Consider the following 22,151-nt stretch of genomic DNA (forward strand, 5'->3'; position numbering starts at 1 on the left):
TTAAGTATGCCTTAAGTCTACCAGACAGTTCTCTAAAAATCTTTTAAGGTTTATGATTGTTTTTAAAGATTTTTTAGAGAAATATTTGTTATACTAAAAAGAAAAAGGATGCTGTCATCATGAGAATATTACTGATCGAAGACGATTTAGATTTGTGTGAGGCCGTGCGCTGCCACTTGGTAAATGAAAAATATGAGACGGATATATGCCATTCCGGCAGAGATGCTTTGTATTATACTTCGCGCCAAGTGTACGATGCCATTATCCTAGACCGGATGCTGCCCGAAATCGACGGCTTGACGATACTCCAGTCTATGAGAAGAAATGGTATTCAGACGCCAATCATTCTTGCCACCGCCATGAACAATATCTCCGACCGGATCGACGGATTGGATTCCGGCGCTGACGACTATATTGTAAAACCTTACGACATGATGGAATTGATGGCCAGAGTGAGAGCGCTGACCCGGCGCCCGGCCGCACTGTTGTCCGAGCATAAGCTCACCTTTGGTGATTTGGCACTGCTCAAAGAAAAGCATGAAATTTCATGTTCCAGCCAGCTTTTAACCCTCTCGAAAAGAGAAGCAGATTTATTTGAATATTTTATCAAAAATGTAGGACAGACCTTGCCCCGCTCTCTCATACTGACACATATCTGGGGACCGGACACGGAAGTAGAGGACGGGAATTTGGACAATTATATCCATTTTTTAAGAAAACGGCTCAAATCGCTGGACAGCCGGGTAAAAATTGTCACTGTTCACGGGGTCGGATACCGTATGGAGGATTCCAATGATTCATAAACTGAGGAAAAAACTGACACTGGCATACACAATCACCGTCGGCATGATACTTGCCTGTGTGCTGGCCGTGATATTGATCATGACTGAGCATTATATATCGGAGCGCAATGCAGACAGCTTTGAGAAAATTACGATGGAAATCCTGTCTAAGCTGCAATATAGCAGCTCCATCTCACAGCTCTGGCTTACGGAACAAGAAATAGAAAACCAGCTCATTATCCATATAGAAGAGAATGCCGTACCCTTTTTATTTCCGGGTTCCTATCCCGCGCAAACGGACAGGGACAGCCTCATCAAAAAAGTGAAGGAGCTGGCCAGAGAACAACAGGTGAACACCGATGCCGCTCCTATCTCCACCTCTCTTCAGAGAACAGACGTCATGGCTATAACCGGCTCGAACAAAGACTCTTATCTTGCCTGTGCGATGGTACTGCCCTCTCAGAATGGAGGGTTTAAAAGTATCGTGCTGCTACACGATAACGCACAAAAAAACGCCCAGATTATGAGTGGGCGCATTGTATTCCTTATCACCGGACTTTTCGGCATCGCAGCTATATTTCTAGTCAGCTGGTTCTTTGTGGGCCATTCCCTAAAGCCCCTTGCAATAAATAGAGAAAAGCAGAATGCCTTCGTAGCCGCCGCATCCCACGAGCTTCGGTCACCCCTCGCGGTTATCGACGCATCTTCGTCCGCTATTCTTGCAGACCCGTCAAAGTGCCGGCAATTCCTATCGACGATTCAAAAGGAATGTAAAAGGATGGCCCGGCTCGTGAATGATATGCTGGTCCTCGCCTCCGCCGATACTAAGGGATGGCAGGTAGCACGTGAGCATGTTGACATGGACACCCTGCTCTTGGATACCTACGAACATTACGAGCAGCTATGCTCATCGAAGCACCTCAACTTGACTCTGAGCCTGCCGGACGCGCCTCTGCCCCCCGTTCTTGGGGACAAAGAACGTCTGGAGCAGATTCTCTCCATCCTGATAGACAATGCCATGGCCTATGGAATATCACCGGACTCCGATGCAGGGGGACGGCTCATTGAGCTTAAGGCGGAAAGCTCAAAGCACCATCTGTCAATATCTGTGGCGGATCATGGCCCCGGCATTGCAGATGATAAAAAGCCGCAAATCTTTGACCGTTTTTACCGCACAGACCAATCCCGCAAAGATAAGTCACATTTTGGTCTGGGCTTAAGCGTTGCGAAAGAGCTGGCCAACCTTCACGAGGCAGGTCTGACTCTGACAGACACCCCCGGAGGCGGATGCACCTTCACTTTAAGGCTCAAAAGTTTATAACACCAATCCTTCTAAGCTTTAATGGCCCATCTCATTTTTGTGGAGCGCGCCCTGCTGTTTCTCGCGCACTCCTCCGCCGACGGCCTGATTACATCTTTTGCCACATCCGAATATACACCCTCCCGCTGTAATTGTTTGAATGCCTTTTTCACGATTCGGTCCTCGCCGGAATGGAAGGTCAGTATAGCCGCTCTTCCTCCTTCAGCCAGTACACCGGGAAGCTTTTCCATAAATTCATACAATACTTCGAATTCACTGTTTACATCGATTCTAAGCGCTTGAAATGTCCTCTGGCAGGATTTCTTGACCATTTCCTTCCGCTCTTTTTCCGGGATAAATGCCAATGCTTTCTCAATCACTCTGCGAAGTTCCGTTGTAGTCTCTATCTCTCCGCCCCGCTTAATCTGCTGCACAACGGCTTCCGCAATTTCAGGAGCGTAGGGCTCGTCCGCGTTTTCCGTCAGCATCCCCTGCAGCTCTTCCTGAGAGACCGTCCGCAGGCGCTGGGCCGCAGAAATTCCCTTTTCCGGATTCAGGCGCAGATCAAGAGGCCCTTCCGTCTTATATGAAAATCCTCTGTCCGGATTGTCTATCTGCATGGACGACACCCCCAGATCCGCCAGCACAAAATCAAACTTTCCATACTCCGCCGCAATCTTGTCAATATTCGCAAAGTTCTCAAGCCGGACCGTCAATATCTCCGGCCCATAGCCCAGACCGGCAAGACGCTCCCTCGTCTTTGCTGATTCAATGGGGTCTACGTCCAGCGCATAAATATGCCCCTCGCCCTTCAAGCATTTTAACATCTCCAGCGTATGCCCACCGTAGCCGAGCGTAGCGTCCAGCCCCTTTTGTCCCGGTTTTATCTGCAGAAAATCCAGAATCTCTTTGACACAGATGGAGATATGCATGCCGGCCGGCGTGCTCCCCTTCTGTATGACCTTGGCGACAGTGTCCGCGTATTTCTCCGGCTGGTGCTCCTTATATTTTTCTTGGAAGCTTTTTGGATGTGTGCCACTGTATCTCACTCGTCTTTTATGCTTCTGCTCTTGATTTTCCATCCTTCTTTTATACTCCTTTTCCAAATCCACTTAATTGAATCTCAAAATGCCGCCTACGCAATAGATATCACAGGGAACATCAGCCTATCTGCCCTGAAGATGTTGTCACTCGACCGATGCACAAAGAAGGTAGTGTCTTCCTCGATATACTCCTCACTGGCAAAGCCGTCCATCTCTTTCGGCGTAAACCCCAAATAAATCTTCTGGTCTTTGTCCGTGGTGATTTCGCCCAGAATATCCTCCAATGTCCCCTCTGTCCGGCCAAAAATATCATAGCAGTACAGGCGTCCCGCTTCCTCGCTTGCGAAAATAATAACATCATATTCTCTCGAATAAAAAACACAGTCCTTCATGACACGATTGGCGTAAAAAGAAAACAACGTGTCATTTTTCCGCATGCAGAGTCTGGAGAATGGATTGCCCTGAGCATACTTTTCAAGCGCCAGCCTCCGGCTTTCCTCCTCGTCCATCCGGAGCTTTTCTGCCCTTTTATCAGACGGCTCAATCCCTTGCTTATAGACGCAGAACTGCTTCTCCTCCACAAACCCAAACTTTGGATAAAACTGTGTCACACTGTCATTAGCATATAAGTACAGGACATCGCATTGTCCTTCCCACTGACTTAATATATATTCCATCAGCCAGCGCGAAAGTCCCCGCTGCCTGTAAGCTTCCTCTGTCATAACAGTTCCTAGCTGTACACAGAATATCTCCCTGCCGTCAAAGACAAAGGGAATCTGGTTCACTGAGATATTGGCACAGACCTGACCTTCCCTTACCAGAACATGGGGCTCATAGTATCCACCCACACAGTCAAATGTCAATCCACCGAATGTCCGGGAAGCAAGGCTGTTAAAGCTTGCCAGCAGCTCCTTAGAGTCCCCAATCCGGTTATAAAACTTGTAGCTTTGCCCATTGATAATAACTTCACTTTTTATCTTATCTTTCATTTTCCACCTTGTATTTGCTTTATTTTCTTTTATATGCTCCTACTATCAGCATCATTGGACGGCGCATCTCATCCCGCATTCCTGGAATATCCATCATCTCCTCGGGCGGCTGAGGTTCAATAATGTCCCGAATCTCCAGACCACTCTTCAAAAGCGTGTTGAGATACGTAGTCAGCGTTCTATGATATTTCGTCACATGTTCTCCCAAAAAAACGGCGTCCCGCTCCCCTTCATAATAATAACGGTCTACCGGAAAATGCAGAATCTTCCCGTTTTCATCATAGTACCAATCCTGTGTTCCATAGGAAGTAAACACCGGGTGCTCTACAGAAAATATCAGCTGTCCTCCGGGAGCCAGCCAGCGGACGATATTGGAAACCACCATATTAAAATCCTGCACATAATGAAAGGCCAGCGAACTGAGCACAACGTCAAACGCCCCCTCATCAAATTGTAAATCTTCCATAGCGCCCTGCATATATTCTATCTTCTCATGATAATTTTTTTCTCTGGCCGCCTGAAGCATCTTTTGGGAAATGTCAGTTCCAAGAACTGAATCTGCTCCGTTCTCGGCCGCATACAGGCAGTGCCAGCCATACCCGCATCCTAAATCCAGCACCCGCTTTCCCTCAAAATCCGGAAGAACCTTTTGAAGCTCAGACCATTCCCCCGCCCCTTTGAGTCCCTGTTTCGAGCGTCCCATCTCACTGTACTTATTAAAAAACTGCTCATCATCATATTTATTTTCTTTCATAACACCATCTTCTCCCAATCTTTTAAAATTTTCGTCCCGCCGAGTGCGCCAATATCTTATACAGATGCTCCACATCAAAAGGTTTAGACAAAAATCCAGACATGCCCGCCGCTGCCGCTTCATCCCTGTCCTCCTGAAATGTATTGGCCGTCATGGCAATGATAGGAACCGTAGACGCATCCCAGCGGGGCATCGCACGGATTTCAGCCGTAGCTTCCAATCCATTCATATCGGGCATATTAATATCCATCAAGATAATATCAAAACTTCCCTGTGCGCTCTGCTCAAATATATCCACCGCCCTGCGGCCATTGGCCGCCCGCTCCACCAATATCCCTTCCAATTCCAAAAGTTCCACGGCAATCTCCGCATTGATATCATTATCTTCCGCCAAAAGTACATGCAGCCCTTTTAAGGAATACCGCTTTCCTTCACACTTCTCCTCTTCTGCCGGCAGATTTCCTTCAAAAACAGGCATCTGGAGGGTAAAGTAAAATACTGAGCCCTCTCCCGGCTGACTGTCTACTTTCAGCTCACCGCCCATCAGCTGCACCAGACTTGAGCTGATTGCCAGACCAAGCCCCGTACCGGCAGTATTGCTCTGATGCTCTTTCGCCTGTTCGAAGGCATGGAATATCCGCTCACAATCCTCTTGTCGAATTCCAATCCCGGTATCCTTCACTGCAAAATAAAGCACTGCTTTCCTCTTATCGCGGCTTTCCTCCCGGACAATCAACTCAATCCTGCCTCCATCCGGGGTAAACTTGCAGGCATTGGACAAAAGATTCGTGAGTACCTGCTGCAGCCGCATCTCATCTCCTTTGAACATCGTCCCGTTCAAATCACAAGTTATGGTAAACTTCATCTCTTTGCTTTCTATCATCGCTGTGAACATATTGTTTATCTGAGCGAAAATGTGATTCAAATCAAAAGGCGCGCATTCCATTTTCATTTTATTACTGTCTATTTTGGACATATCCAATACATCATTGAGTAAGGACAGTAAAAATTTTGCTGACGAATCTATCTGCTCCAGATTCTTACTCACTGCCGGGGGGATTTCCTCCTGCATTTTCGTGAGGCTGGTAAGACCGATAATTGCGTTCATTGGCGTCCGTATCTCATGGCTCATTCTGGAAAGGAAGTCAGATTTAGCCTTACTTGTCTCCTCCGCCTTCTCCAAACGAACTTTCATAATCTTCTCCCGCGACCTATAGGAAATAATTAAAATGGCAATACCGGATATAAGCAGTATCATTCCTGCACAAACACTTATCGCCAGCACCGGATTGGAATATACCAGCGATTTCAATGTAGCCGCACTTTCCCGTATTCCCAATGTATTCTGCCCGATAATAACAGACCGTTCCTCTTCCGAGAGATTGTTGACAGCTTTACTCAAAATAGAATATAAGGGAACATTGACAGGCACCGCCATAGCGACAGACAGTTCCTGCGGCATATCGTTATCCGACGCCAGAACCACATTGGCATAATAATCTTCCGCATACATCCCCTCCATAAATGCCGTAGGCATCTGGGTGTAATCCGCCTCTCCACTGTTTACCGCCTTCAGACAGTCCACATATGTGCCGTAATATCTTATGCTGTCATTCTTTCCCCATGTCTTTAGCTTATGGCCCTGAGGTAACGCCATCACCCGTCCTTCTCCACTCTCATAACTATTTTTATTCCTGAGAATCACAGAATTGATGGAGGCATACGCCGCTGTCCGAACCATGCCCATCTCTACGGCCGTATCATCACTGTCCATAAATCCATTGATAACGTCTGCCTTTCCCTCTTTTACCAAATCCATCGCCTTTTGATAAGTATCGGCATAGACATACTCAAATGTCAGTCCTGTTTTCTCCCCTATGATTTCCATGGAAGTCACTGCGGAACCCTTTTTCTCCCCATCTTGCTCATAGCAAATAGGGTACCTGTCCTTTACCACAGCTACCCTCACTGGTCCATTATTTTCAATAAATGTACGCTCCTTATCTGTAAAATAGATAGAATTGATATACTGCCCCGGATAATATTTGTCGTACAGCTTTTTGCTGAATTCCGGATCCGCAGAATAAATGGACTCAATCGCCTGACTCAGCTCCGCACAAAGCTCCGTTTCCTTCTTTGTCGTGACAATGTAAGAAGGTTCCGACTCGAACTTTGCGGCCACATTATAAGCATCCGTCATGTACACATCGCTGCCCAGCATGATGTCAATATCCGGATTCTCCAGACATCTTTCATACTCCTCCCCTCGTTCATAACTGACAAGCTGTGCCTGTATTCCGTTAAAATCCAGAAATTTGTTCAAACGTTCAATCTTATCTGTGGCCTTTGCAAACACACCTATTTTCTTTCCGTTCATGGAGGAATAATCAAAGCCCTTTATATCCTCATCATCCTTACGGTAAATAAGCAAAGAATAGTTGGAGCCCGTACTGTACTTGGGATAATTATACAGCTCCTTCAAATCTTCCCTTAAAAACATGCCCCCCATCATGTCACAGGTGCCAGCCTTCAACTCCTCCATCAAGTCTATGGCTTCACCTTCTACAAACTCATACTTCCATCCTGTGTACTTCGCAATCTCCATCAGCCACTCATAGACTGTACCGCCCCGGGTTCCATCTTCATAAGTCTCATTGAGTCCAGCCGCTTCGGGAAACGCCACCCGGACGACCCTCCTCGTATCCGCCGCATGTACCGGATAAGCCGGAATCACGGCCAGCAAGAATAATAAAACGGCTGCTCCTGCTGTCATCATCTTTCCCAATCTATTCATACTCTCTATCCTGCCTTTCTGCTGCGTCGAACCAACTGCAGTCAGAATCATTTTTACATCTGTATGCTTGGCAGCATACTAATTTAAGTATATCATTGGGGCAAATGTAAAGCAACGTCAACTGCGGCATTTACCTAAGGAATCGGATTAATTCTTCCTCCTGCATAGGACGTGCATAATAATATCCTTGTATATATTGTACTCCGGACGCAGCAATTACCTGCTGCTCTTCCTCCGTCTCCACACCTTCCGCCACAACCATCAGACCGTTAATAGAAGCCATATCTACGATGGACTTCAACAACGTATGCTGCTTGAAATTCGTAAGAATCTGTCTGGTGAGAGAACGGTCGATTTTTATAATATCTACTGGAAGATTGGACAGGTAGTTCAGGCTGCTGTAGCCAACTCCAAAATCATCCAACGCGATATGAACTCCCGCACACCTCAGGCTTTCCAGTGATTCTGCCGCCTGATCAATGGATTGAATCAGGATACTTTCCGTAATCTCCAGCGTAACTTGCTCTGCTTTGACACCGGCATCATGAATTAATCTCTGTATGTGGGCGGCACTGTTTCCCACTAAAAGCTGCTGCACAGAAAGGTTGATTCCCATACGGAGAAGTCCAAGCTCCTCCCCGTGCTGTTTCATGAAAGAGCACGCGCTGCTCAACACATAGTCGCCAAGCTGCTCCACAATCCCATTGCGCTCAGCAAGTGAGATTACCTGCGCGGCTGAAAAATAACCTCCCTTTCCATCCGGCAGGCGGACCAGCGCCTCCACAGAGCTATAACAGCCACTCTGCAAAAGTCTGATGGGCTGATACCATATCTCCAACGTCCTCCGCTCAATAGCATCCTTCAAGCGGTGCAGAATATGAGTCTCCGTGCGGACTATTTCATCTAAAGTGTCATTGTAAATCACTATATTTTGATCCAGTTCTTTGGCAAAACGCAGGGCGGACTGGATATGGTCTATCAAACCGCTGGGATTGTCCCCGTGCGACGGGTATTGACAAGCAGCGATCCGCACCTGCAAAGAAAAGGATATGCTCTTAACTGTAACAGGAATTTTGAACATTTCCAGCAGACGCTCAGCGATAGACTCCATACTTTCGTCGGACAAGGAAGTTCCCAAAAATACATCCCCGTTAATACGATAGAGGTAAGAGCCGAACTGCCGTGACAGACGTCCCCGCACCTCATGCAAGATTGCATCGCCCACATCCGCGCTGAACAGCTCATTGTACTGGCTGAAGCTGCAGATATCCAGACAAAAAAGGCTGAACCTCCGCTTCTTATCATAGGAAATAAGCATGTTGGCATCCCGGAAAAATTTAAGCCGGTTCCCCACATTGAACACCGGGTCTGAATATGCCAGCTGCTCCACCTGTTTGCGGTATCGGTTGAATGTCTTGGACAATTCCAGCATCTCTGAATTCGTATATTCATCAAAGACCACATCACTCTTTCCCTCGATGAGCTGCTGGCATTTCTCAGTCAGCATTCTCACCGGCGATTCCTTGGATACCCGCAGATAATAATCGTGAATCAATTCGTTGATTTCGGCTTCCGCCCCGGTCCTATTTTCCCGACAGCGTTTGTACTGAAAACGAGGCATCAAAAAGTTTTTCTGCCCATCCAGCCGATACTTAAACAACAGCTCCAAGGCAAGTCCTTTCGCAAAGCTCTCCTGCTGGCGTTCCTCCATCCTCTCCCGGACGGCCACCAAAAAATCCCCATCACTCACTCGTCCTGCTAAGAATGGACTATGAATATATTCGCACAATCGTTCCTTGATACTGCCAAGGAAATCTGCCTCCGCCTTTGGACCCACCAGCTGAGCCGTCTGACTGTACCCTTCAATTGAAAAATAAAACAAGATAACTGAATCCTTACCGGATGAAAGCCACTGCTCCAAATTAATGGTAAATCCCTTCCGGTTGTACAGTCCGGTCTGTTTATCTTTAAGTTCTGTCTGCTTGAGAGCACACCTCAAGAGGTGTGTGCGCTGCAACAAAACAAATAACAATAGCAAAAGAAATGCCAGCAGCCCACAGACGATAATGAGGCTCATCTCCTGTACAGGAGAGAGCCAGCCGAATCTTGGCTGAATACTCAGATTCCATTCATTCGGCAGGTAAAAGACTATTTTTTGTGCCTGAGAAAAGTCAATTCCCGCCTGTGTGCTGGCAATGATCTCCTTGGCCCCTCTCTGAGGCTCCACACGCCAAAGCTCATAATCATAGCCTTGTTCAGATAAATTTTCCAGACCGAGCTGCTCCAAGACATAGCCGCGCTCAAGAGCCACTGCCACCTCGCCTAAATAGACATTGTCTTTCACGATCGGCTGAAGAAACAAAAAAACCTCCTGCCCGGAAGAATCAAATTCCATCGTAGAGGGCCCTTCAATGACCACATCTTTGACAACTTTTGCCAAAGTAAAGCTGTAAGAAAAATCTTTCAGCTCCCTTCCTGTCAAATTGCTGAACTCTGCCTGAGGGCATCCGCTTACCATTGTGTCGCCCTCGAACAGTAAAGCAAACCGGACCTCTTCCCGCTCCAAAAGGTTCGATGCCGCCCGCTCGAACCAATCTGTACTGGCATTGTCCATGACAAGCGCTGTCTGTGCCAGAGCCTCGGCTTCATTTAAGGTTCCCTGTAATTGAAGCATAATTTTGTCGCTATAATGATATAAAATATTTTCTGCCTCTCTTTGGCGAATTTTAATCATTTCTTGGCGTAAAAAACTCCATATTCCCCCAACCAAAGAGAAAACAAGCAGTACTGCACCGATAGAGATACAAATGCGCAGTCTTTTGTGTTTGTGTTTATTCATATTTCCCTCAATTCTGGTGGATATGATAATATCCTTTCCCGTTATGCTTCACGTAATAGAGCGCTTCGTCCGCATCGGCAATCATCTCTTCCAGCCCCGCGCCGGAGTGATAAACTGCGACTCCTATACTACACTTGATTGGAATGCTCTGGCCGCCTGACCCTACCTCGGACTGAAAACGCAGTACAATCTCATCCAAGATACCACGCAGCTCCGACTCATCATCCAGACCGGTCAACAGCAGTACAAATTCATCCCCGCCGTACCGACCTGCCACTCCCTCATATTTCTTCTCATACTCGCGCAAAACGTAGGCAATACTCTGCAGGGCAATGTCCCCGCCGCTGTGGCCGCATGTATCATTGATATATTTCAGATTATCCATATCCACAAATAATAAGGCGCTCACTGTCTGACTGTCCAGCTTGCTTATCTGCTCTTTCGCGCGCTTTAGAAAGACGGAGCGGGTAACTACGCCTGTCAGGCTGTCCGAAAGGCCGTTGCTGGTCAGCCGGAGAATCTCATTGAAGTCCACATTGTCCGGCCTTTCGTTTTGATAAATCTTCTTCTCCAATTCCCCTATGGAATTCACCAGCATATCGACTACCTTCATCTGGCCTTCAATATAATGACGTACAAGCCACAAAAGCCCTCCACAGACAAGAATCGTCAGAAATGCAACCAACGTCAAACTAGGAAGAATCTCGGAAAAGGCCTCCCAAAATCGGATGGTACATAACATATCCCAGCCCGTATTTTCAATGCGCTGATAAGTGGTATAGCATAAACTTCCATTCTGAATGCTCCAGTATGAGCCGGACTGCATCGCCAGCATCCGTTCCTGCAGTTTATCAGGTGTGGTTCCAAAAATCGTATAATCTTGAAGTACCTCCATCACGGGACTGCCATAAGGAACACCCTTCGATGAAGACATGATCTGCCCCTGAGAGCCAATCAGCGTGGCATCCGAACCGCTGGCCTGCGCCGTCCGCTCCAAAATGGCCTCCACTTCATCAAAGTAGATGGCGCTGAACAAACATCCCGTAAGCTCGCCCTCCTCATCCTGAAGGGGTACTGCTACCGTATAGTTCAGTGTAGCGCCGTCCGCACCGGCCGCAAAACTATCCGTCACCTGCCGCTGTCCAGTAGAAAAAAGCTGCTGCATATACTCCCGGCTCGCAAGGCTTGCCGGCTCGGAGCCGTCGGAATATACGATAATATCCGCATCCACATAGCAGATCATCATATATCCAAAATGAGGACTCATCTGATCCAGTTTTTTTACCTTATCGATGGGTGGAACTTCCGGGTCATAAAATTCTGGTAAATCCGCCAGCGATTCAAGAAACTCAATCGTCCCGTTGACGCGCTCTGAAATCAATGCGTCACTTCCGGTCAAAGATAATTCCGCTTTTGACTTCATCTGATTGATGGATAAAATGGCGCCCCCAAAAAAGATAATAATTAGCACTATTACACAAAATACTATGCTGTACCGGGTAATCGGCGAAAAAGAAATCTCCCACTTCCCGCCTTTATTCCTTTTCTGAGATTCTCTATTCATATATAAATTCAACCTTTCTTCACTGTTCACTTCATTTGGTACTCATGCCAGATAATATATTATAACATTGTTTACCGGATACTTCAATTGCAGTATTTGTCGTTTTTAACGGAATAAAGTGGGTTTCCTATAGAACAAAGGGGCTGGAACAAAGTGGACAAGTCCACTTTAACCCCCTATATCCCTCACTCATGAGGGACTTGTACACTTTGTGCGCCAATGTGCGGATGCGAAGCAGCTTTCCTCTGCACATTGTGTGCATCCCCCGGAGGGTTTTATTATATAGGAAAGTTCGAAGGACTTTCCTATATAATAAAAAAAGCTGCCCCCACCAAAGTAGGGGCAAGCCTTTATTGCCACAATTTTGTTCCGTCATATACCTGCATCGCCGCTTCCCAATAGCCAAAATCCTTACATGATGTTATAATCTGCCCTCGAATCTGCTGAAACAATTCCGAGATTTTCTCCACGAAGCAGTGGACGTCACCGGCCCGCAAAGTCTTGACCGCGCTAAGGCATTTTGCATAATTATCATAGTCTGCGCTTGTTTTTTCTCTGCTTATAAGTTTCGGTATACTTCTTCCAATACGGAAATTCCTGCGCAGAACGTTATAGATTGAGCGAAGCATTTTATATTGAATATGTTCCGTGATAAATTCCAGCAGGACGCTGGGGAAAAAATGATACAAAAGAGAATCGCTCCAGTGGCTCTCCAGCTTAGCGCAGAGTTCTTCCACTTCCTCCTCCTTTACATGTTCCATGGCATGGGCCGCCACCCCTTCCATCATCAGAGTGAGCAGCTCCAGACTGTCCAGAAACCTACGGACATGACAGGAAATCAGCTCAGGATCGATGGGAAATTCCTTCAATTCCTCCCGGCTCATCGTAACCCAAATGCCCTTATGGGGTACCGCATTCACGACGCCCCACTCCTTTAATATCTTAACAGCTTTTAATGTGGTGTCTATACTGACACCATAAATCTTCTGCATCTCTTTATGGGATGGCAGAAAATCTCCCGGCTTATAATATCCCATGGCAATCAGGCCTATGATATCCAGATAGACACTGGAATACCGCTCCTCACCCTGACACATCTTCTTCTCTAATTCTTCCGCCCCGAGAACGAAAACCGAATCCGGCGGCACCTTGTATGTGGGCGTGTCTTTATTCTGCTCTCCCTTGAAGCCATAGACAAAAGACATATCCTCAAAGGGAACACTGCCCGGCTCCCCTCCGTCTCTCACTGTATTTAAAAATTCTTTCAATGTAGCGTGGTATCTTTCCCTGACCTCATAGCTCCCTATCAGAGAGTCTAAATCGGAATACCCCATGCTGTCCACCGTGCGGAGAATAAATTCATTGCCGTTTCTGGCCACAAAAAACCGCCAAAAATTATTGGAAAGTCTCCAGAATTTTGACTCCTGCCGAGGATCCATATGTTCCACGATTGTCTGAGGAATGACCCAGTCTTCCTCCCGGCACAGAGAAATCCCCCGGCCAATTACCGGGTAACACAACAAAACACCTGTCTTTAATGCGTCATTTGCCGGAACAGCAGACGCCCTCTGCAGTGAGAGCTCCGCCGCTTTATGTACAACATTTTGATGGTAAGCTACGGTGGGGCGCTTGCGAGGCTTTGACTCCACAAGTCCATCCCTTACCAGCATTTCTATCGCACACCGCACGGGCTTTTCCGACGTTTGGAATTCCTTGCACATATTAGCCCGGGAGGGCAGCCGGTACCCGCCGGGAAGCAGGCCGCATTCTATCTTATTTTTTAGATTATCATATATTTTCTGGTATAGATTTACATCATTTTTCATCGAATACCCACCTGTGAATTTCTGTTATGTCTTTCAGTTTATCACAAGAATTTCGATGGGTCAAACCCGAGATATTGGGCAGCTTTCCTCTACACATTGGCGCACAAAGTGTACAAGTCCCTCATGAGCGAGGGATATAGGGAGTTGAAGTGGACTTGTCCACTTTGTTCCTGAGCTCCGCATACTTTCTGATAATGTCATCCATAACAAAGGGTTTCCCGATATGGGAATCCATACCGCTGTCCAGACACTTCCTCACATCCTCCTGAAACGAATTGGCAGTCATGGCAATGATTGGCACTGAACCTGCGTCTTTGCGCGGCAACGCACGAATCATCTGTGTGGCTCGATAGCCGTCCATCACCGGCATCTGTATATCCATCAAAATCAAATCATAATATCCCTCCGGTGAAGACGCAAAGCAATCTACAGCCTCCTGCCCATTGCCTGCCGTGTCTGTCTTTGCCCCTGCAAATTTCAACAGCTCCAGCACAATCTCCATATTGATATCATTGTCCTCCACGACCAGCACTTTTTTCCCTTCAAAACCGGAAACCGTTTCTTCCTCGTCCGTCCTTTTCCCTGCGCCATTTAGCCCTTCCAAAAGTTGCGCTATATCAGAAGGGAAAACCGGGTGGGAGACCGTGCCCGACGCTCCGATTTCACCGGCCGTTTCTGACATCTCATCTTTGTCATAGCCGGTGAGAATCAATTTAGGAGCACAGGTTCCGGCCGCCTCCCTGATTTTCCGAGATACTTTCTTCATATCCGGCTCAAAGCTCCAGCCCAAAAAGCATAAATGATACGGCCTGTCATTCCGAGATGCCTGTGCCGTCATGGCCGCCGCTTCTTCCAGTGTGTCTGCCACTTCCACCGTGAACGACTGCCAGCGCAAAAGCTCTGTCAAATATGTCCGGATTCTTCCCACAGAGTTCAATATCAGGACTCGCTGTCCTTCCCCACATCTTCTGTAATCTTCTGTAGCTTCCACCCGCTCAAAGGGCAGCTCAACTTTAAAGTTACTGCCTTCCCCTACCCGGCTCTCCAGCGTAATGTGTCCCCCCATCAGCTCTATAAATCGCTTTGTGATGGGCAGTCCCAGACCGGTACCGCCATATCGCCGTGTCACACCAGAGGTTTCCTGTGTAAAAGGCTCAAATATTCTGTCAAAGTTTTCTTCTGCGATTCCGCATCCGCTGTCGCTTACGACAAATTCAATCCAAGTCTGTTGGCTTTCCTGCTTCAGTATTCTTATCGTTAACGCAATCCTGCCGCCCACCGGGGTAAACTTTAAAGCATTGGAGAGCAGGTTGTTGAGTATCTGATTGAGCCGCAGCACATCCCCTACCAGTGCCTCCTCCATTATATCCAGTAAATATACCTCCAAGGCAATTCCCTTCTCGCGGGCTTGAATGTAGAATACTGCCGTCAACGCTTTCAAGATCTGGTTAAAGTCAAACGGCTCTTGGCATAAATCTATCTTCCCCCGCTCAATCTTGGACATATCCAATATGTCATTGATCAATGTCAAAAGATGCCGTGAGGAGAGATTAATCTTGGACAAACAATTTGCCATCCGCTCCGGCTGCTCGATGTATCGCTGCCCCACTTCCACCATCCCGATAATACCGTTAAGCGGCGTCCTGATTTCATGGGACATTTGGGACAAGAAATCGCTTTTTGCGTGGTTCGCCTGCTCCGCCCGCTCTTTCTCTTCCATTAAGAGCAGCTGATGCTTATGCTCACTGCGCCGATACAGCGCAAAGAACACAAAAATAATAATCAGGACAATGACAAATATCCCCGCTCCAACAATCACCATGAACCGGCTGAGATATGAGACCTGAGAGTTGACTGTCTCATACGCCATGCTCGTCATCATATACCATGAAGTGTCCTCAATCGGGGCAAAAAATAAATACTCATGCTGCTTTCCCAGCCGCATGGACAGCATGCCGCTCTCGCCTTGTACAATCCCTCTTTGAAGTTCTGCCAAATCGTATCCCTTGTCAAAAACCGCCTTCTTCTCAAAAATAGAATACAAATTTGACCCTGTCAGTGCCGGGTTGATATTATCGCCCTTTATCACGAAATTCCCTTCTTTGGTGATAACGTTTGCATAGGAGTTCGTTCCTTCCTGGCTGAGCGCCAGTTTTTCCCCAATAGAAGAAGCATCAATTCCGATGATGACCGCAATCAATTGTTCTTTCCCAAAATCTTTCGGCTGAATGGAAGTTCCGAGTAAAATCACATCACTGTCCCAAATTGTCTCATCTACAGAAATAAACTCTTCTTTCCCCTCCAACAGTTCATCCAGCGCAGTAATCTTAGATATAGCCGGAATCACGCCTTCGGGAGAGTATGCGATCCCGTCGCTGCTCAGAATAGCCACATGGGAAAACCCATTATCCTTTTGAACCTCCTCCAAAAAGGACAACAGGGCATTCTCATTTTCCAGTTCCGCGTTCGACAGAGAATTGGTCATTGTCTTAATCTGTGCAAACTGGCTGTCCATATTGGTTTTAAAATGCTGGTTTCGCTGCTTAGTCATCTCTTCAAGATAAACCTCACTGATCTGGGACACGGTCTGAGCCATCTCTTTCTTATATGCAGACCATGCCACGGCACAGAGCACTATAACCAGCAGCATCAGACCCAAGGCAAAAGTTATGCCAACCCGCTTTTCTCTCTCAGAACTGCCCTTCTTCAACTGTAGTCTCCCCCTTCCTCTGGATTGCTCATTGTTCTAGCGCCAAATCTGCAATGCGTCCATCCAGCTCAACACCGGCAGCCTTGTCTTCATGCTTGTCAAAATAAAGCTCCAGAGCGTCCCGATATGTCAGATTCGTCTCCTCCACCAGCACTACACTGCCTTTCGGCAATGTACTGTCATACCAGTTGAGCATCGTATACCCATCTCCGTTGCCTTCTGAATATCCAACCGTACCAGTCATATAATTATTGAGCGCGATTTGATACTTCTCTTTTTTATCAATGGCCGTGCCATCCGGCAGTGTTACTTCACACAAACGGTCTCCCGCGGGTTTACTGCTGTCAAAAGTATAACGTAAGCCTGATACCTGCAGAAACCGCCCTCCGGGGAATTCATCGCTGCAGTTCGACACACTGTTGTCCAACATATCCCACAGCGTCTGCCCGTCCATTTCCATGATAACGATTTGGTTGTCGAACGGAAAAAGAGCCTCCAGATCGTCACCATAAATCTCCCCCGCATATAGACTGCTTCTTATACTTCCACCATTCACGACCGCAATCGGGGCACCGGTAACCTCTGCCACACAGTCAGCCAGAAAATTCCCAAGCTCCGTCTCTTCCCTGCGGACATTAAAATTTTGCAGCAGTAAATCTTTCTCCATCACGCCCACGACAGAAAGATTATAGTCGACTGTCTCCGATCCTTCATAATAATATTGATCGACGGCCTGCAGGACTTCTTCTTTCGTCATCTTATCCGCCATCATTTTTTGCGCGCTGCTTCCCATATATTCTATAATCTTATCCGGAAAATTTACATTGTAGATGTAGCCGGACTCCACGTACTCGTCCACACCGGCTGGTATGTAGGCGCCGTCCGACTCATAATTTTTCAGGCACGACACCCCCATCTTCATGTCTTCCATGACCGCGTCCTGCCCCTCCTGCGTAGACAACAGCTCCAACACTCTCTTACCTGCCTCCTGCTTTTCTTCACTGGCATCGGCGTTAACGCCTATATATGCAGAGGGTGAAAATATCAGCCATGGCTCGTTCCCCTCATCGCTGAGGAAGGGCAGCATCCTATAAGAATAATTTGGAGCTTTCCCCTCTGTAACCGCTGTTTTATTTTCCTCCTGACATTGAGAAAATAATGTGGAATTGCCAAAGACTGCCACCAACGTCCCCTCGCCCATCCTCTGACGGCTGCGGATGGAGTTTCGCTGTCCGCCAAGCGCCTCCTTATCAAGCAGGCCTTTCTCAATCAGAGAATCCGTCAAGTCGAACATATTCCCCCAGCTCTCTGCAATGGTGGACACTTTATTCCTATAATCTGCCAGCCACTTCACGCCCTCCATCTTCCCAAGGAAATCCGGAACCATATAGCCTAGATAAAACATGCCCAAATCAGAAAAGTAGGCGCTCTGAATGGCAAAATTCGTATCGTCCTCCCCTACCCCCAGACCAAGCTCTTTTAACTTTTCCAGAGTAGAGACCAGCTCCTGATTGTTTGTCGGAAGCGGCAGATCCGCCTGCTCCAGCAGAGTCTCATTGACAATATAACCCGAATACTCCCCCGGTAAAGGGAGCAGATAACTCTTTCCTTCCAGCATCATCTGCTTCATAATGGTGCCGTCATACGCCGAACTGGCGCCGGTGTCGCTGATGTCCGCAAGATATTGCCGCATCTCGGCGGACGAAGGCTGTGAAGTAATCACCAAATCCGGGCCGTTGCCCTTTCGCAGCCGCCGAAGCTGCTCCGTGGAATAAGGCATGATTTCGCATTGCAGGTCAATATCCGAGTACGTTGACTCTACCAGCTCCTCCAACTCCGGAAAGCTGCTCATATAGAGTATGGATACTACGGTTTTATTTTCTGCCGCCCCTGATTTATCTCCACATCCCACCGCCAGCCCTGCAAGCATGGCCAGACAGAGCAAAGCAGACATCTTTTTACCCATATTTTTTCTCCTTACATTCCTGCACCAGATATATTTATCTTCTATTTCTTGGAACCAATACCAGTTAAATTATAGCATCAAAAACCTTATAAAGCAATCTGTGTCTGCCCTTTAAACAGCAAAAGAGACATGTTCTCTACATGCCTCTCAACCTTCTGTTTGTCATTTATTTTTTGAGTTTACATTTATGACCACATATTCGCATTTCCCTTGCGTACGGACAGGAAAACCCCATCCGGTCGTCCCGGAGGACACGATCAATGTACATTCATCTTCTTTATACTTTCCATAATTAGGCTCAAGAAGCCAGTCTGTAAAATAGCCTACTGGGAATATCTGCCCTGCATGGGTATGTCCGGAGAGCTGTAGATCCACTCCCAGCTCAGCATTCTCTTTTGTCTCAAGGGGCTGATGGTCCGCCGTTATGATAAACCGCTCTCTGTCTGTATCTTTTAATAACTCCTCTGCGGCGGCCCGCCCGGACAGTCTGGACGCATCGTCTCTTCCGGCCAAAATCAGTTCTTCTCCAACAGGAACCCACCTGTCGCACAAAACCGTGATTCCATTAGATTCAATGGCCTCCTGCAGCTCTTGAGGCGTATATGTACGTGTTCTGTTAGATGCATCGGCATAATCCTGCCTGTCGTGATTTCCGTAGACGTAGTAAGTGCCAAAAGTGCTCTTCAACCCGCCAAGTACCCGGAATACCTCCTCCATAGATGCCTTTGAAGTGCCTTCCTCCACGATGTCACCGCCAAGCACAATCAAGTCCGGATTCCATGCATTGATTTCATCTATTTTGCCTTTTAGTATATCCGGACTCTGAACCGTATCATAGTGAATATCGGTAAGCAAAATCACTTTGTAATCTGACTGCACCTTCTCTGTCGAAACCGTATACTCTGTCGGTACAATATGTACCATATTGTAAGCCCCGTACGCCAGCATCAGACATGTGATGACTACAGGGACAAGGCCGCTGTGGTAAATTCTTCTGAAGGTGCAGAACCATTTTTCTTCCCTGTTCTTTGCGCCCAAACGCCGTATTACAAAGGCGCCTATATCCATCAAAAGGAACAGCGCCATCAAATGCATCACAAGCAAAATGGTTGTTCTCCACAGCACACAGAATAGGGCCACAAGCAATACAATTCCCAGCCGCAGAAGACGGATATTCCGCTTCTTGACATCAATCCGATAGAGCGAAAGCCATCTGCCGGTCAGCCAATACAGGCCGGATGCCAGCAGCAGTATCATCCCTGCTAAGACTAATATGACCACTGCATTTTCTCCTCCTTCATAATTGCTTGAATCAGTTTACCACCAAACAATATATCCGTCAATTATTTCCTGTGCTCCCACTTGACGCAGAAAGGCTGCCCCAAAAGGCAGCCCTTCCTATTTCCCGTTCTTCTATTTTTCTTTATATCTCTTTCTTCCCGTCAGCACGGCTGTTCCCGCAGCCAGTGCCATGAGCACTATCCAAAAACCGGAAGAAGCGTTATCACCTGTCTTAACCGCGCCATCAACAAGCTTTCCACCGTCCTTGACTGTAAAACTCGTCACGGCTTCCCCGTCCGTATAGACAACAGCCAGACGATAGGTACCGGCCTTTAAGGTCTTCAAATACTCCGGTTTCAATGTGACGCTGCCGTCTTCGGAATTCACCGTATAGCAGGAAGCGTCAATCCATGCTCCGTTTACCTTCACACCTTTAAATTTCGCAAAATCTCCATTTGTCTTCACCGTCAGGCCCTTGTCAGAACCTGCAGTCCATTGACTATTTGCGCCCTCAGTATAGGAATATTCAGGAGCCTTTGGCGGCTCGGGAATATCCTCATATACAGCAGCCACCGTTACTGCCGTATCTTTTCCCGGCATTGCAAAAGTGGCTGTGGCACTCTTCGAATCGGCAAGCGTGATACCGCCTGAAACAACCTTCCATTCTTTAAACTGCTTTCCGGCGGCGGGAGCATCCGCCTGAATTGTAATGGCTGCGTCTTTCGGGGCATAATGCATATCCGTATCCCCCTGTTTCACGACTTTTGTACCGGATACTGCCGCGCCCGTCACAGCTAAGTTATAGACTTCTGTCGCATTATCTAAAGTTCCCCTTGTGTTCAACGGATTCGTAATATAATAAAAGCCCTCGGAAAATACAGGGATATCCGTATACCAGCCAATCTCGCTGCCATCGATGATGGCGATATCCTTTCCCGACATCTTAATCGTATACGGAGCGGCGCTGCCATTTTCGCTTCGGCTATTTCCAAATACATGCGCGCTTTTCACGGACAACACTCTCTGGGTGTCCGGGTCTTCCGTGAAATGTACGGGCAGACCTACGGTTGTATTCTCCGTGCTGGCCCCCATGCTGCCGGCCTGTACCTCTGCACCGCCGCTTATGGTGACATTGCCGCTTGCAATAATCGCGTCGCCGCCGTCACAATTCGATTCAAAGCTGGCGCCGCCCTGCACAAGACTGCCCTCGACTGTCACATTTACCGCTTTAATCGCGGCTCCCGCCTGACCGGCGTTACCGCTGTTTCTTTCCAAAATGGTGGCTCCGGCAACAATGCAGCTGAACAGCTCTGCATCTGTCCTGACCGTCACGTCGCCCGCCACGTCAATCGTTGCAGGTGGGTCATATACCGTCGTTGTACCGTTTGCCGTACTCGGCTGTAAAATTGATTTTGAGAGAACAACATTGCCGGTTCCGCTTATCACGGACTTGTCAAGCCGGGTATTTGTGATAGCCACATTTTCCAGTGTCAATGTAGCGTTATCGCTCAAGTCAAAAAATAGATTTTTTATCTCAATGTCAGCGAACGCTTTATCGGATGGCTCCACTCTGAGCGTAATGTTTTTTGAAACAGAGAGCGTCACATCCGCAGAGGTAAGGCATAATGCAGTAATATCAATGACCTCGTTTTCCTCTGCCTGATCGATGAGCTCCTGCATCTGAATCCATTTGCTGTCCTTACAGGTCACCTTGATATTATTCTCTTTCTCGCCGGAGACGTCGGAAACCGTGCCGCCGCTTACCACAGATATAACATATCCCGGTTTTTCAACCGTGGCCTCATAACTGCCTTCCGGCACGTCCACGCTGTACTTCCCGGCTGTGTCGGTCAATGCGGTGAATGCTTTCGCCTGACCGCCTGCCGTGCCGGTTTGGGTGAGCGTGACCGTCGCGCCCGCAACCGCATGCCCGTCGTTATCCTTAACCGTCCCCTTTACCGTGGCGGCAGGGATTGGTGCAAGTAGCTCCACATCGTTTGTCACATCGGTGTCCTTGACCGTCACGATACCGCCGGCTGTGACACTGGATGTAACACCTGCCTTGGCAATCGTAAGCCCGTAGATTCCCTCCGACACGTCATTTATAGTATAACTGCCGTCCGCAACCGTACCGGTGAAGTTCTGTATTCCGCCCAGAACGCTCGTGCCGGAGAGCGTAACGTCGGCTCCTTCTAAGAGCTCCGCGCCGGTTCCCGCCACACTGCCGCTTACATTGCCCTTATTGGGGGAGGCGGTTACCGGAATATTGGTGTTAGGCATATCCTTCGCTTTTTGGGTTATGC

Annotated in this window: 13 protein-coding genes; 2 read left to right on the plus strand and 11 right to left on the minus strand. The window is 47.7% G+C overall.

The features are described from left to right. Window positions 1–119: 119 nt before the first annotated feature. Both BN6465_RS09185 and BN6465_RS09190 read left to right on the plus strand, forming a co-directional pair. Window positions 120–803: a response regulator transcription factor gene (locus tag BN6465_RS09185; RefSeq protein WP_066733764.1), complete on the plus strand. Its 684-nt coding sequence runs from the start codon at window positions 120–122 to the stop codon at window positions 801–803. Then, window positions 793–2,103, plus strand: a complete 1,311-nt coding sequence (locus BN6465_RS09190) for a sensor histidine kinase (protein WP_066733768.1) — start codon at window positions 793–795, stop codon at window positions 2,101–2,103. Before BN6465_RS09185 ends, BN6465_RS09190 begins: the two co-directional genes overlap by 11 nt. An 11-nt stretch (window positions 2,104–2,114) precedes the next feature. Here BN6465_RS09190 and rsmH read toward each other — a convergent pair whose 3' ends face one another. The 11 genes from rsmH to BN6465_RS09245 all read right to left on the minus strand — a co-directional run. Then, entirely contained in the window at window positions 2,115–3,164 is a 1,050-nt protein-coding gene (rsmH, locus tag BN6465_RS09195) for a 16S rRNA (cytosine(1402)-N(4))-methyltransferase RsmH (RefSeq protein WP_066733770.1), read from the minus strand. A gap of 53 nt (window positions 3,165–3,217) precedes the next feature. Continuing rightward, window positions 3,218–4,114 (minus strand): GNAT family N-acetyltransferase, encoded by an 897-nt coding sequence (locus BN6465_RS09200; protein WP_066733773.1) that lies wholly within the window; start codon window positions 4,112–4,114, stop codon window positions 3,218–3,220. Window positions 4,115–4,133: 19 nt separating this feature from the next. Then, window positions 4,134–4,868 (minus strand): class I SAM-dependent methyltransferase, encoded by a 735-nt coding sequence (locus BN6465_RS09205; protein WP_066733776.1) that lies wholly within the window; start codon window positions 4,866–4,868, stop codon window positions 4,134–4,136. Between the two features lie 22 nt (window positions 4,869–4,890). Then, the gene (locus BN6465_RS09210) at window positions 4,891–7,662 is read right to left on the minus strand and encodes an ATP-binding protein (protein ID WP_066733787.1); all 2,772 of its coding nucleotides are present in this window, start codon (window positions 7,660–7,662) and stop codon (window positions 4,891–4,893) included. A 130-nt stretch (window positions 7,663–7,792) separates the two neighbouring features. Then, window positions 7,793–10,501, minus strand: coding sequence for a bifunctional diguanylate cyclase/phosphodiesterase (locus BN6465_RS09215; RefSeq protein ID WP_066733790.1), 2,709 nt, complete (start codon window positions 10,499–10,501; stop codon window positions 7,793–7,795). A 7-nt stretch (window positions 10,502–10,508) separates the two neighbouring features. Beyond that, entirely contained in the window at window positions 10,509–12,065 is a 1,557-nt protein-coding gene (locus BN6465_RS09220) for a sensor domain-containing diguanylate cyclase (protein WP_066735201.1), read from the minus strand. Between the two features lie 350 nt (window positions 12,066–12,415). Further along, window positions 12,416–13,891: a winged helix-turn-helix domain-containing protein gene (locus BN6465_RS09225; RefSeq protein ID WP_066733800.1), complete on the minus strand. Its 1,476-nt coding sequence runs from the start codon at window positions 13,889–13,891 to the stop codon at window positions 12,416–12,418. A 121-nt stretch (window positions 13,892–14,012) separates the two neighbouring features. Next, window positions 14,013–16,601: a hybrid sensor histidine kinase/response regulator gene (locus tag BN6465_RS09230; RefSeq protein ID WP_066733810.1), complete on the minus strand. Its 2,589-nt coding sequence runs from the start codon at window positions 16,599–16,601 to the stop codon at window positions 14,013–14,015. Between the two features lie 28 nt (window positions 16,602–16,629). After that, complete coding sequence (locus BN6465_RS09235; RefSeq protein ID WP_082891634.1) at window positions 16,630–18,567, minus strand: 5'-nucleotidase C-terminal domain-containing protein; 1,938 nt, start codon at window positions 18,565–18,567, stop codon at window positions 16,630–16,632. A 162-nt stretch (window positions 18,568–18,729) separates the two neighbouring features. Beyond that, a complete protein-coding gene (locus tag BN6465_RS09240; protein ID WP_154670233.1) occupies window positions 18,730–19,848 on the minus strand; it encodes a metallophosphoesterase in 1,119 nt (372 codons plus the stop codon). A gap of 132 nt (window positions 19,849–19,980) precedes the next feature. After that, on the minus strand, window positions 19,981–22,151 hold a 2,171-nt coding region (locus BN6465_RS09245), incomplete at its 5' end, for a carboxypeptidase-like regulatory domain-containing protein (RefSeq protein WP_199882812.1).

This window comes from Bariatricus massiliensis, assembly GCF_900086725.1.
Lineage (GTDB): Bacteria > Bacillota > Clostridia > Lachnospirales > Lachnospiraceae > Allocoprococcus > Allocoprococcus massiliensis.